Annotated in this window: 2 protein-coding genes; one reads left to right on the top strand and one right to left on the bottom strand. The window is 65.8% G+C overall.

What is annotated here, in order from left to right; translation table 11 throughout:
- Positions 1–90 precede the first annotated feature (90 nt).
- The gene (locus ASC68_RS21005) at positions 91–12,405 is read right to left on the bottom strand and encodes a LamG-like jellyroll fold domain-containing protein (protein WP_055883631.1); all 12,315 of its coding nucleotides are present in this window, start codon (positions 12,403–12,405) and stop codon (positions 91–93) included.
- 320 nt (positions 12,406–12,725) lie between these two features.
- On the opposite strand from ASC68_RS21005, the gene ASC68_RS21010 reads away from it, so the two are divergent.
- Positions 12,726–15,110: a S8 family serine peptidase gene (locus ASC68_RS21010; protein WP_162247976.1), complete on the top strand. Its 2,385-nt coding sequence runs from the start codon at positions 12,726–12,728 to the stop codon at positions 15,108–15,110.
- Position 15,111: the final 1 nt, after the last annotated feature.

Raw genomic sequence — 15,111 nt, forward strand, 5'->3', positions numbered from 1 at the left:
CTGCCGATCCCATGAGGCCCCGGGCCTGGCGCTGGAGGTCGTTGCGCCAGGCCCGCCGGCCTTGTCACCGTTCGTTTGAAACGGTGACTGCTAGAGGCCGAAGAGGTTCGTGTCGGCGTCGTAGTGCCAGGTCTGGTTGGCGAAGACGACGTTCACTCCCTCCGGATCACCGACGTCGCGGACGGTGATGGCTTCGCCCCAGTTGGACTGGACGGCCGAGCCGTCGAGCACCGCGCTTTCGTTGACTTCGATGACCAGGTCGTCACCCACCATCGAGGCCCGGAGCAGGCTGTTGGCGTTGCCGCCGACCAGCGCCATGGCGTCGTTGAGCAGGCCCGACAGGTCGATGCTGTCGCCGTCGGCGATGGAGAAATCGAAGATCTCGTCGGAATGATCGGCCATCGCGCCGCCGGCGCCGCCGAAATCGGCGACGTTGAAGTCGAACACATCGGCGCCGGCGCCGCCGAACAGGTCGTCATGGCCGGTGCCGCCGATCAGCGTGTCCGCTCCGTTATTGCCGTTCAGCGTATCGTCGCCAGCCGCGCCGAACAGGATGTTGCTGCCGGAGTTGCCGCTGACCAGGTTGTCGAGCGCGTTGCCGGTGCCGGAGACCGACGCCGTGCCGGTGAGGATGAGGTTTTCGACCACCCCCAGGACGTGCGCCCCGTCGGCGAGGAGGCTGAAGCTGACCGAGGACTGGACGGTGTCCACCCCCGAGCCGCCGGTCGCCTCGTCGACGCTGTCGCCGGCATTGTCGACCACATAGGTGTCGTTGCCGCCGCCGCCGATCAGGGTGTCGGCGCCCCCGCCGCCGTTCAGCGTATCGTTGCCGAGCCCGCCCGAGAGCGTGTTGCCGGCGGCGTTGCCGATCAGCACGTTGGCGAGCCCGTTGCCGGTGCCGCCGATCGCCGCGGAGCCGCCGAGGGTGAGGTTTTCGACATTGGCGCCGAGCACGAACGTGCCGGCGGCGCCGTTGAAGATCACCGTGTCGGTGCCCGCCGAGGCGGCTTCGGTGACCACGTCGCCGACGATATCGGCAATGTAGGTGTCGTTGCCGAGGCCACCCGCCAGCGTGTCGGTCCCTGCCCCGCCATCGAGGACATTGCTGCCGGCGTTGCCGGTAATCAGGTTGTCCGCAGCGTTGCCGGTACCGGTGAGGTTCGCCGTGCCGGTGAGGGTCAGCCGCTCCACCTCGCCCAGCACGTGAGCCGAGTCGGCGAGGCTGAAGCTGATCGAGGACTGCACCGTGTCGATGCCGGCCCCGTCATGGCTCAACTCGTCGACGACATCGCCGGCATTGTCGACGACATAGGTGTCGCCGCCGGCGCCGCCGCTCATCAGGTCGGCCCCTTCGAGCCCGTTGAGGACATTGGCGCCGATGCCGCCGATGATCAGATTGGCGAGGCTGTTGCCGGTGCCGTTGATGGCGCCGGTGCCGGTCAGCGTCAGGTTCTCGACCTCGGCCCCCAGCGTATGGGAGACCGAGGAGAGCACCAGGTCGGTGCCCTCGCCGGCGAGCTCGCTGACCACATCGCCCAGGTTGTCGACGATGAAGCTGTCATCGCCTTCGCCGCCGGCCATGCTGTCGGCGCCGGCCCCGCCATTGAGGGTGTCGTTGCCGGCCCCACCGCTCAGGGTGTTGCTGGCGCCGTTGCCGGTGATCAGGTTGGCGAGGCTGTTGCCGGTGCCGTTGATGGCCGAGGTGCCGGTCAAGGTCAGGTTCTCGACCTCATTGCCGAGGCTGTAGCTCACCGAGCTCCGCACCTCGTCGACGCCTTCACCCCCGAGTTCGGTCACCGCGTCGCCCGCATTGTCTGCGATGTAGATATCGTCGCCCGCCCCGCCGAGCATGGTGTCGATGCCGGCGCCGCCGCTCAGCACGTTGGCGTTGCCATTGCCGGTGATGGTGTTGTCGAGGCCGTTGCCGGTTCCGGCGAGCGCAGCGCCAACCAGCACCAGGTTCTCGAGGTTGGCGCCCAGGGTGTAATCGACCGAGGCACGCACCGTGTCGATGCCGGCCGAGGCTGCCTCGGTGATCGTCTCGCCACCATCGGTGAGGTAGGTGTCGTTGCCGAGGCCCCCGGCGAGGGTATCCGCGCCCACACCGCCATCGAGGACGTTGTCGCCGCCATTGCCGGTGAGGACGTTGTTGAGCCCGTTGCCGGTGCCATCGATATTGGCCATGCCGGTGAGGGTCAGCCGCTCGACATCGCCCAGCACCGAGGCGCCGCCGAGGTCGAACGAGATGGCAGACTGCACCGTATCCGTGCCGGCCCCGCCATTGACGCTTTCGTCGATCACGTCCCCGGCTTCGTCGATGATGTAGATGTCGTTGCCGGCTCCACCAACCAGCAGATCCGCACCGGCGCCACCGTTCAGCGTATTGGCGGCGACGTTGCCGGTGATGACGTTGGCGAGGGCGTTGCCGGTGCCGTTGCTGGCGGCCGTGCCGGTCAGCGTCAGGTTCTCGACCTCGGCGCCCAGCGTGAAGCTGACCGAGGCGTTCACCTGGTCGGTGCCGCCGCCAGCCTGCTCGATCGCCTGGTCGCCTGCATTGTCGACGATATAGGTATCATCGCCGGCCCCGCCGGTGAGGATGTCGGCGCCGGCCGCGCCGGTGAGCACGTTGGCCTCGGCATTGCCGATGATGGCGTTGGCGAGCGCGTTGCCGGTGCCGTTGGCGGCATCGGCGCCGAGGACCAGGTTTTCGACATTGCCGCCGAGCGTGTAATCGCCCGAGCCCTCGAACAGCACCGTGTCGGTGCCGGCATTGGCACCTTCTGTGACGATATCGGCAGCTTCGTCGATGACGTAGGTGTCGTTGCCGGCGCCGCCGACCAGCGTGTCGAGCCCGCCGCCGCCATTGAGCAGGTTATTGCCCGCATTGCCGGTGATGAGGTTGGCGAGCGCGTTGCCGGTGCCATCGATATTGGCGGTACCGGTGAGCGTCAGGTTCTCGACCTCCTCGGCGATGCCGTAGGAGACCGAGGACTGGACCAGGTCAGTGCCCTCGCCCGCCAGTTCGACAACGGTGTCGCCGACATTGTCGACGACATAGATGTCGTTGCCGAGCCCGCCGATCAGCTGGTCAGCGCCCAACCCACCATTGAGCGTGTTGTTGGCGGCGTTGCCGGTGATCACGTTGGCGAGCCCGTTGCCGGTGCCGTTGATGCTGGTTGCGCCGGTGAGCGTCAGGTTTTCGACCTCGGCAGCCAGCGTGTAGGTCACCGACGAACGCACCAGGTCGGTGCCCTCCCCGGCAATCTCGATCACCTGGTCGGTGCTGGCGCCGACGATATAGGTGTCGTTGCCGGCGCCGCCGCGCATGGTGTCGCTGCCGATGCCGCCATCGATCGTGTCGTCGCCGCCCAGCCCGCTGATCACGTCATTGCCGCCATTGCCGAAGATGGTGTCGGCTTCGTCGGTCGGCAGCGGCTGGCCCGCCGGGGTGTGGGTGGCATCGATCGTATCGGCGCTGCCGGTGCCGTTGATGGTGACGCCATTGAGGTCGGTGACAGTGACCGCGATGCTCTGCGTGTCGCTGAGCGAACCGTCGCTCGCGGCGACCACCACCTCGTAGACATTGTTGCCGTCGGCATCGGTGGGGGCCTCGAAATCGGGGGCCGCAACGAAGCTCAGGACGCCGGTGGTTGGGTTGATCACGAACCGCGCCGCATCGGCCCCGCCGATGATGCTGTAGGTGACGCCGGGGCCGTCTATATCGGCAGCGACCACCGTGGTCACGGCGAGGCCGTTCTCGGCCCGGCTGATGGCCGCGGTTTCGCCGCCGCCATTCGAGCTCAGCACCGGCGCATCATTCACCGGCGTCACGTCGATGGTCATCGTCGCCGGGGCGGAAAGGATCGGCGTGCCGGCGCTGGCAATATCGAGACCATCGCCATCGTTCCATTGCGCCGCGATCTCGCCGGCGCTCAGGGCGCGGCGCCACACCGCGACGTCGTCGATCGCGCCATCGACGGTGAAATTGCGGCCGTCGGCGGCGTTACGGGCGCCGATCAGCAGCGGACCACCACTGGAGGTGATGGCCCCGCTCGCGGTGTAGGTCGTGCCCAGCACGCCGTCGAGATAGAGGCTGAAGGTGTCGCCCGAGCGGGTCACCACGGCCTGGTGCCAGTTGCCATCCTGAAGGTTCGAGGCTGGCAGGTCAGCAACGACGGCACCGCTGGCGTGGAGCCGCAGGTCGGAGGCTCCGGGCATGGTCCAGGTCCAGCCCGGCCCGCCGCCCGAGAAGAAATCCTCGATCAGCGTCTGCTCGCGGCCGGTCGCGCCGTCGAGGCGGAACCAGGCCACTACCGAGAATTCGCCCTCGCCCAGGTCGAAGTCGGAACTGCTGCCGATTTCCTGGGCATAGCTGCCGACATTGCCGTCGAGCTCGAGACCCTGGCCGCGCAGGCCGGTGCCATAGGTAGCGCCGCCGAACAAAGCCACGTCATTGCTGCCCGCTGAGATATCCTCGCCCGAGCCCTCAAAACTCCAGGCGGCGGCGAGGCCGAACTGGCTGGCACTCGAAACGGCATAGGAGAACGAGGCGTAATCGTCGCCATTGGCGTCGGCGGCCGGGGTGTAGGTGAGTTTTCCGGCGGCGAGGTCGGCGGCGCTGACCGTAAAGCCCGCGCCGATTGCCCCGGCGTCGAGCGCCGTGCCGTCAAAGCTCAGCATGCCGGCGCCGGGCGGCGAGTAGATGGTGACCGAGACCAGCCCACCGCCGCCCTGGTCGGGGTCGGTGAAGGGGAAATCGCCGGCATCGAACGCATAGGTACCGTCCTCGGCGACGGTCACCGTCGCATCGCTCGCTTCTGGCGCTTCGTCGACGTCACCGATCGCCACCTCGAAGGTGGTGGCCTCGGACGAGCCGTCGCTCGAGGTCGCAGTGACCTCGATCTCGACGCTGCCGCCGGTGGTTTCAAAGTCGATATTGGCCGCGGTAGTGACGACGCCGGTCTCGGCGTCGATAGCGAACAGCCCGCCCGGGTTGCTGCTGAGCGAATAGATGATGGTGTCGCCGGAGTTCGGGTCGCTGGCCGCCGCGGTGATGCCCACCGTGCTGCCGATGCCGGCATTCTCGTCGACCTGGTTGTCGGCGCCGTCGGTGTCGGCAGGCGCCGTCACCGGAGCGTTCAGCAGCTGCGCGGCGCTGAACGTTCCGTCGGCAAACGCGAAGTTCTCCACTCCGGAAACCTGGTCGACGCCATCGTTCGGCCCGGCCCTGAGGTCGGTGATGGTGAAGCTGCCGCCCGGGTGGGCGACGACCTCGTAGTCGGCGCGGTCGCCGGAATAGTAGGCGGTATCTTCGCCGTCACCGCCGCCACCGATAAGGGTGTCCGCGCCGCCGCCGCCGGTCAGGGCGTCGCTGCCGCTGCTGCCGTCGAGCAGGTCGGCGCCGTCGCCCCCGATCAGCGTGTCATCGCCCCCGAGCCCCAAGAGGTCGTTGTCCTCGCCGTCGCCGATCAGCGTATCGGCGTGTGTGGTGCCGCGCACGTTCTCGATTTCGCTGAGCGTGTCATTGCCGCCGAACACGTCCCGGGCACGCCCGGCCGCCACCGTTTGGCTGCCGACCGTCACCGCGTCATCCGACATGTTGACGATGACGCCTTCGCCGGTGGCGAGCGGCCCGCCCGCATCCTCGCTGGAGGCCTCGAGCGAATAGTCGACCAGGTCGTCGTCGATGCCATCGACGCCACCAAAGGCATCGCCGGTGCCGCCGTCGATCAGGTCGTCGCCCGAACCGCCGACCAGCAGGTCGTCGCCATCGTCGCCGTGGAGCTCGTCATTGCCGACGCTGCCATAGAGGTTGTCCTGGTGCGTGCCGCCATGCATCACGTCGTCGCCCTGCCGGCCGACCATCTGGTCCTGCCCGCCGCCGCCATACATCTCGTCGGCGCCGCCGGCGCCGCCGATGGTGTCGCTGCCCTCGCCGCCGTCGAGATAGTTGTCGCCGTCGCCGAGCAGGTGATTACCCGCCCCGATCCAGTCGTCGCCATCGCCGCCATAGATGCGGTCGACGCCCGAGCCGGCGGAAAGCGTGTCGTTGCCGCCCCCGCCGCGCAGCACCATGCCCTGGTCGCCGACCACCATGAAGTCGTTGAAGTTGCTGCCGATGATCTCCTCGATCTCCGACACCGCGTCCATGCTGCCATCGAGATCGCGGATCTGGCCGGCGGCGACGTTGTACATGCCGGGGAAGGTGAAGGAGCTGGCGGTGAGGTTGACGAGGATGCCCATCGGGGCCTCGCCATGCCAGTCGTAGCGGACGGTGTCGTGGCCCGCGCCGCCGACAATGATATCGGCCCCGGTGCCGCCGAAGAACAGGTCGTCGCCGGCCCCGCCGAACAGGTGATCGTCGCCGGCGGCGCCGCCCACGAAGCTGTCGAGCGTGTCATCGCCCCAGAACCAGTCGTCGGCGTCGGTCAGCCATACCGCCTGGATGCCGGCAAAACTGTCGGTATCGCCGAAGATGCCGAAACTCTGGTGCGCCGCGACGTCGAGCGTCACCGCGGATCCGCCATCGTTGAGGTCGAAGCCGGTGGCGGTCTGCAGGCTGCCCGACAGGTTGACGGCCACGCCGTGCTCGCCGGCCTCGCTGCCCCAGAGATGGCCGTCGAAGTCGGCGATGCCCCACTTGTCGCCGTCATAGCTGACGAGGACGCTGCCGCCTGCCGCGCCCGTCGGATCGGCAAGATCGACGAAGCTGTCATTGCCGGCGCCGCCGCTGACATCGACCAGCCCGGTGCCACGATCGCCGGGCCAGGGGTGCGGCGAGTCGGCGCTTGCGATAAAGCCTGCCTCGCTGGTAAAACTGTCATCGCCGCTGGTGCCTTCGACATGCTCGAAGCCGGTGAAGGTCAGGTTCACGCTGCCGTGGCGCGGGTTGCCCTCGTCGTCGGTGCCGTCGGCGAAGGATCCCGTGACGCTGCCGGCGCCATCGGCGCCGTTGAAGACAACCTCGATCCCGTCACCCGGCTCAACCGGCTGCCCCCAGCTGAAGCCCAGGGTGTCCCAGGTGCTGCCACTGCCACCGGAGCCACCATCGGCGCTGTCGTTGCCGAAGCCGGTATTGATGTAGTCGCCGCCTGCCCCACCCCAGATGCTGTCGTCGCCGATCCAGCCGCTCAGGTTGTCGTCGCCGGCGCCACCCGAAATGCTGTCATTGCCCTCGTCGCCGTTGAAATTGTCGTTGCCGGCGCCGCCGACAATGGTGTCGTCGCCCTTCCGCCCCTCGACATAGTTGCCGGTGTCGGAACCGAAGAAGTGGTCGGCAGCGTCGGTGAGAACCACCGCCTGGATGCCGTTCAACGTGTCGGTGCTGCCGAAAGTATCGAGCGCCTGGCCGGCCGCGACGGTGACCTCCGCCGGCGCCTCGCCATCGTTGAAGTCGAAATCGGTCACCGTCTGAGCCGTGGCCGAGAGGTTGACGATCACCCCGCGCTCGCCGGGGTGCGTGCCCCATTGCCAGTCGTGGTAATCTGCCGCCGAGAACTTCTCCTCGTCGTAGTCGACAAGCGCGGCGCCGCCGTCGACGCCGGAATTGTCGGTAAACGTGTCGTTGCCATTGCCGCCGACGAAATCGAAGGCCCGGCCATTGCTGCCGCGGCCATCCCAGAAGGTGTGGCGGCTATGCTCGGTCGCCTCGAATCCGGCTTCGACCAGGAAGCTGTCATTGCCGGCGGTGCCGGTCACCTGCTCGGCGGCGGTGAAGCTGGTCGCCACCGCCTCGCCGTCGAACTCACCGGTGATGCTGCCATTGCCGGGCGCCGAGGCGTCGAGCACCACATGCACATGGTCGTCGCCGTTGAAGCCCTTGAAACCGATCAGGTCGTAGCCGTCACCGCCATCGATGCTGTCGGTGCCCGAGCTGCCGTTGATGTAGTCGAAATTGCCGCCGCCGGCCGACACCACGTCGTTGCCGCGACCGGCATCGAGGTTGTCGTCTTCGTCGCCGCCGACCAGCGTGTCGTCGCCGTCGCCGCCGCTGAGGTTGTTGCGGCCGGTGCCGCCGATCAGCACGTCGTTGCCGTCGCGGCCCTGCAGCTCGTTGAACTCGCCGTTCTGCGTGCCGACGATGTGGTCGTCGAACTCAGTGCCGTCGATCTGCTCGATGCTGTCGAGCGTGTCGGTGTCGCCAAAGCCATCGATGGCCGTGCCGGCGGCAACCACAATACTCCCCTGCCCCACATCGGCTGAGATCTCGGTGTCCGACAGGTTGACGATCACGCCATGCGTGTCCTCGCCACCAACGGCGTACTGCTCCTTTTCGTAGACGACGCGGTCGCTGCCCGCGCCGCCGTTGAAGACGTCATCGCCGGCATTGCCGGTGAAATCATCGTTCTCGGCGCTGCCATCGAACAGGTCGGCATGGTTGGAGCCGACGACGATCTCGAAACCGTCGAACACGTCGTGTCCGGCCCAGGCTCCGTCGACCGTCCCCTCGGTGCGCGAGGTCTTGATGACGTGGACGCCATCGGCGGCTTCGCGATACTCGATATTGTCGTATTCGTTTTCGCCGTTGCCGCCGCCATGCGCGACGTCATCACCCCGCCCGCCATCGACGAAATCGTCGCGGTTGCCGCCGGTGATGGTGTCGTTGCCGTCGCCACCCACCATGTGGTTGTTGCCGTTGCCGCCGATGATGATGTCGTTGCCGCCGCGGCCGTCGAAATCATTGTCCTCGTCGCCGCCGACGATGATGTCGTCATACTGGGTGCCGTCGGCATTCTGGATGTTCACCAAGGTGTCGAGATCGCCATAGCTGTCGATTGCGGTGCCGGCCGCAACGTCGGTGGTGGCGATGCCGGAAACGCTCACATCTTCGAGCGCCTGCCCGGAGAGGTTGACGATGACGCCGTGGCTGCCCGGGTCCTGGTCGTCCCACTCGGTTTCGCCGATATACTGCACCCGGTTGTATTCATTGGCATTTTCACCGCCGATCAGGGTGTCGTTGCCGCGCCCGCCGACAAAGAAATCGGCGCTGAAATCATCCGCGCCGCCACCCACCAGCAGGTCATCGCCGGCGCCACCCTTCAACTCGTCCTCGTCGAGGCCGCCGAACAGCTGGTCGTTGCCGGCCCGCCCGTTGAGGTCGTTGCGGGTGTCGTCGCCCACGAGGATGTCGTCGTACTCGGTGCCGTCCACATTCTGGATGTTGATCAGCGTGTCGGTATCGCCATAGCTGTCGATGGCCGTGCCGGCGGCCACGTCGGTGGTGGCGATGCCGGCAACGCTCACCCCTTCGAGCGCCGCGTTCGACAGGTTGACGATGACGCCGTGCATACCAGGGTCATTGTCGCCCCATTCGGTTTCGCCGTTATACTGCACTCGATTGTGTTCATTGGCGTTTTCGCCACCGACGATGGTATCGTCGCCGCGACCGCCGACGAAGAAATCGGCGTCGAAATCGTCAGCGCCGCCGCCCACCAGCAGGTCATCACCGGCGCCGCCCTGCAATTCATCCTCGCCGCGACCACCGCGCAGCTCGTCGTTCCCCTCGCGGCCATGCAGCTCGTCGCGCTGGTTCCCGCCGACGATCAGATCGTCATGCTCAGAGCCGTTGATCCGCTCGATGCTGCTCAGCTGGTCGAGTTCGCCATGTGTATCGATGGCGGTGCCCGCCGCGACGTCGGTCGTCGCAATGCCGGCGACGCTGACACCCTCCAGCGTCTCGCTCGAGAGGTTGACGATGACGCCGTGCGCGCCGGGCAGGTGTTTGAAATGCGCGGTTTCGGCACGATAGTTCACCTGGTCGTTGCCTTCGCCGCCATCCAGGATGTCGGCGCCGGCATCGCCGATCAGCTCGTCATTGCCGCCATTGCCGATCAGCACGTCATCGCCTTCCTCGCCCTGGAAGACGTTGTCGGCCTCGCTGCCGGCGATGTAGTCCTGCCGGATGGTGCCGGTAATGCCCTCGATGCTGGCGACGGTGTCGGTCTGGCCATAGGTGTCGATGATCTCGCCCGCGCCGATGCCGGCAACCGACAGGTTCTCGATCTCGATCGGGCCGAGCGCCTCGTCGCTCAGGTTGGCGATGATGCCGTGCGAGTGGGTCTGGACATTGTTCTCCCAGAAGTAGTCGAGCTCATCGAAGTTGCCGCCGCCATCGAAACTATCGGCGCCGTCGGCGCCGATATAGCGGTCGCGGCCACCGGCTCCGGTGAAGCTGTCGGCAAAATCGGTGCCGCGGATGCTCTCGATGTTGAGGAAGGTATCGGTATCGCCCCATGGGTCGATGATCGTGCCGCTATTGTCGCCGTCCTGGACGACCGTGATGCCGTGCAGCTGCGGGGTGGCCGAGTTCTCCTCGTAATAGTGGATGACGTCGGCATCGTTGGGACCCGAGCCATCCGCAAAGTCGTTGCCGGCGCCGGGGTTGAAGAAATCGTCGCGCGAGCCGCCGATCAGGATGTCGTCGCCGCCCAGACCCTCGAAATTGCTGATCTCGTCGGTGCCGATGAACACGTCGTTGTGCTCGGTGCCGCGGGCGCCCTCGATATTGGCGATCGTGTCGATATTGCCGAACGTGTCCTGGGCGCTGTGCGCGGCGATGGTGACCGGGTCGCCATTGCCGATGTCGAAGCTGTTGCCCGAGAGGTTGACCACGACCCCGCCGACGCCGCCCTCGCCCGAGAAATCGAGCCTGTCATCGCCGTCGCCGCCATCCAGGTTGTCGACGCCATCGCCCCCGACCAGGGTGTCGTTGCCTTCGAGGCTGGCGATCACATCATCGCCCTCGAGCCCGGCGATGAAATCATCCTCGTTGCCGGGGAAGGGCTCGCCGGCGACCGTGTGGGTGGCATCGATCACATCGTTCAACGAGGTGCCGATAATGGTGACGTGCTGGAGGTCGTTGACGCTGACCGCGATATCCTGCGTGTCGAAATGGCCGTTGCCGTCGGCGACCTGCACCGTCACGTGGTAGATGTTGTCATGGTCGGTGTCGCGCGGGTCTTCGAAGTTCGGCGCCGGATAGTATTCGAAGGATTTGAACCGCAGCGCGCCGGTCATCTCGTCGATCTCGAAGAAGCCGCCATCGTCACCGCCGATGATGGAAAAGCTCAGCGTGTCGGAGCTGTTGGGGTCGACCGCCTCGACGGTCATCACCGCGAGGCTGTTCTCGTTGACCTCGGCCGTGGCGGTGTCGCCGCCTCCGCCGGAGGTAATCACCGGGGCGCCGGCCAGCAGCACGGCGAAATCGTAGGTGGTGCTGCCCACCTGCACCCACTCGAAGCCGGTGAGCGTCGTGGTACCGGCGCCGCTGGTGATCACCAGCTGGTTCTCGGTATTGGTGCTGACCGCATAGTCGCCGGGCGAGCCGGTGAAGACCGCAGTATCGGTGCCCTCCCCGCCATCAAGGAAATCCGTACCGGCCGAGGCATGAACGGTATCGTCGCCGCCACCTCCCTCCAGCCGGTTGGCGCCGCTATGGCCCCTGAGCGTATCCGCCGCAGCCGTGCCGACCACATTGTCGATTTCGACGATGATGTCGTTGCCCGCCGCGCCGGTATCCTGCACGGCGTAGCCGATGCCCAGATCGACGCTGATCCCGCCGCCGTCGATGGCCGAATAGTCGATGGTGTCGCTGCCGGTGCCGCCGACATAGGTATCGTCGCCGTGGCCATCGTCCTCGACGAAGCGATCCGCCGTCGCCGAGCCATAGACGAGGTCATTGCCCTCGCCGCCGATCAGCGTGGTGACGAGGCTGCCCTGATGCGTTCCACCGCTGTTGCCGATGCTGTCATTGCCGGCACCGCCGTCGATGGTGTGGCCGCCGAACTGGTACTGGATGTTGTCGTCACCTTCGCCGCCGTTCACCTGGTCGGCGTCCTCGGCCGTCACCGGGTCGTCGCCATAGGCGAAGATGTCGTCATTGCCGTCGCCGGCATCGAGCGTCAGCTGGCCGGTATTGTCGACGAAGCGGTCGTCTCCGGCGTCGAGGGTCACCGTGTCGTCCTCGGTCCAGAAGCCGAACCACGGGTTGCCGGGGACGACCGTTCCATAGTCCCAGGTGGTCTGGCCGGTGCCGGCGTCATAGGTGGTGGTGACGAACAGGGTGAAGGTATAGGGCGCGCCCGTGACCGTGCCGATCGCCTCGCCGCTGACCGGGTCGAGGATGGTGAAGTTGCCGGGCCCGGTCATCTCGTACTGGTGGTTTTCGCTATACGTCCCGGTCGGCGGCATGAAGCCGATCGGCGGCGTGGGCAGCGTGAAGCTGTCATCGAGACGAAGAATGCCGGTGGTCGTATCGATGGGACCTTCCTCATCGATGTAGAACACGAAGCTCACATTGGCCTGGCCGCCACCGAGCATTTGCAGCGGCGCCGCGATATCGGTCGGATTGCCCACAAAGGCCAGGTCGTCCAGGGTTTGTCCTGCATTGATGACAAGCGTCGCCATTTTCCACTCCCGCAAAGCCAGGCCGGGCCACGGCACATAGCTGCCGCCCCAGCGTTCGAGAGGGACAGGATCAGGGACTCGACCCCGCTTCATCGCCCAATTGGGGGATGCGGAAGCGCCGCCCCCCTGCGATAGCGGTGAGGCAGGATGCTGCCGCGGACCTGGCCCCGCATCACCCTCATGGTCGGCCCCGGACTTGCTTCAAGGTCGCGCCAATAGCCTTCACTGCTTATCAAAACTCAATATTGATCAGACTCATAGCTGAATCGACAAATCTGCAGTCACCATGGTACAGTACTGTACTTTCGAGGAGGTGTAGCATGTGGCGATATCTACTCTGTCTCGTTGGCCTTTCAACATATTCGGTTCTTTCCGCCGGCGCCTCGCAAGCGGGCGTTATCGGCAGCCTGAACTCCGCTGAGGATCGAGAACTATCGGCCAAGATCGAGTCACTCTACATGGTGCTGATCGCCAATGGATCGGTGCCGGTAGAAAGGTACATTGTTCAGCCTGGAGATCGGATCGAGCAGGTACTGCGGGACCGTGGTGCAATAGAGGGGCCGTATTTCCCGCGGGTGGTCGACGCATTGACCTGCGACCTCAATCCGGATTCATGCAGCCGGGACCTGAACCTGGCGCAGCCGACCAGCAAGGCGGATGTCGTGTCGGTCGATAGCCTGCTGCAGCTCGAAATCTCGGAAGGCGATTGGTCGCGGTTAATGCCGGGCGACGAGATCCTCATTCCGGCAGTGTCGATCGATACGACCCTGTCGGCCTACGAGGTCGTCCGGCCGGCCGGTACCAGTCTCGAAGAACTCATCTCCGACAATCCCGCCTGTGGCAGCAAGGTGCTGCCGGCGGAGGATTGTCCGAGCTATGTCGACTGGCTCAACTACAGCTTCCCCGACGCTTCCGACATCAAGCTCACGAGTACGGTGCAGTTGCCCAAGCTCGACTATACCGTCGCGGTACCGTCGGACTGCGAGACGCTGTGTGCCGTGCTCAGCCGGCCGGTCGGCGTGGACGTGGTGTCGAACCGCTTCACCACCCAACCCTACAAGCTGTTCTCCAACGACCGTGAGGTCGTCTTCAGCGAGCCGCTGGTATTGCCGGTCACGCCGAACACTGTGCTGCCGGATTTCAAGGTGCTGCCGGACTTCACCAAGAGTGCCGGCAAGGTTGCCCTCCCTTCCGACGTCATCAAGCGCATGGAAATCGGCAACGAGCTGGTGAAGTCAACCAAGTGGCTCGAGCATGTGAAGGCTGCGCCCTTCTCCAGCCTGGATCAGTTCAACGAGAGCCAGATGGACTTGCTCGCCGCGATCGATTTTCCGCTCGAAGAGGCCGAAGAGCTGCGCCAGAGGATCAGCGAGACCGGGGTAATGCCCAGCGTGATGATCATCGACAGTTACTTCGATGCCAAGCATTGCGACATGCCTGAAGACTTCGTGGTGTTCGACTGCGGCAGCAAGGTCAGCCGGGACCTCGACATGTGCCCGATCATCGGCGGGGACCTCAGCGGCTTGCCGGAACTGTCGCTGGGGATGGCGCGAGCCTCAATTGCCCCGGCCGCCAACGCCTTGCCGCACTCAGACGGGCTGGTGCCTCGGGAGCGGGAGCGCTGCGGCGCGAGCGGGCGCTTCCACACCGAAACCGTGCAGAACACCGAAGTGTTCGTGCGCCCCCGGCATGGCACGCACCTGGCCGGGCTCATTGCCTCCAGGTGGGACAAGTTCGGCGTCGGCGGGATCAACCCGCTGGCCAAGATCGTCGGCGTGCAGGTCGACATGGATAACCTGACGGACGAAGGCTATGGGCGCTGGCTGCTCCGGGCCCTCGGTCGGATCATGTTCAAGCAGCAGGTTCACCTGGTGAACCTCAGCCTGGGCTTTCGCCCCGCCGAGATCGAAGACGACGTAAATGGCGAAGAGCGCCGTGAGTGGCTGAGCGAACTCATCACCAAGCACACCGGTGTGCTGTTCGTTGCGGCAGCCGGAAACGACAAAGAGCAGGAGGGCTGCGATCTCACGCCGGCGTGCCTCGCTCTGACCCGCGACAACGTGGTCACCGTCGTCGCGCTCGATGGCGCCGGCACGAAAGTCCTTGGCGGCATGAACTCGAACCCGCAATTTGCAGTCGGCGCCGGCGGCGAAGGCGTCATGAGCACGCTGCCGCTCAACCTCTATGGCACCATGCGCGGCAGCTCGCAGTCGGCGGCGATTGTCTCCGGCGCCATCAGCCTCGCCTTTGCCTTGGGCGTGCGATGGACGCCGGCCGAAACGCGGGCCCGCCTCATCGCCTGCTCGACCCTCAGTCGCGACCTCATGGGAAACATGATCGGTGGGCGGATCGATGTCGGTTGCCTGATCGACAAAGATCGCGATCGGGTGGTGGACAACAACAAGGACGTCCTCGGGCTCGAGCTGATCCGGCTCACGCGCGGCGGAAACCCGGCGAGCGACCTGGCCTTCTTCGACCTCAGGACCCGCCGGGTCGAGACTATCGACCTGGCCAGTATCGTTGGGTTCCAGCGGATCGGCGACGATGTGGATGATGTGGTCTTCTTCTCCCAGCCGCCTGCCGGACCGATGGACCGGCGCGAGGGAGCGATTGAGCCAGGCCAGGAACTGGTCTTTCTCGATGGCGGGCAGTTCCGCAGGATCGATGCCCGTGAAGTGGTCAAGTTCACGCGGGCGGCGAAGTGAT

This window comes from Devosia sp. Root105 (assembly GCF_001424865.1).
Classification (GTDB): domain Bacteria; phylum Pseudomonadota; class Alphaproteobacteria; order Rhizobiales; family Devosiaceae; genus Devosia_A.

Bases quoted from the DNA above. Each gene is read 5' to 3' on its own strand.
- ASC68_RS21005 (WP_055883631.1), bottom strand. From the start codon at position 12,405: ATGGCGACGCTTGTCATCAATGCAGGACAAACCCTGGACGACCTGGCC.
- ASC68_RS21010 (WP_162247976.1), top strand. From the start codon at position 12,726: ATGTGGCGATATCTACTCTGTCTCGTTGGCCTTTCAACATATTCGGTT.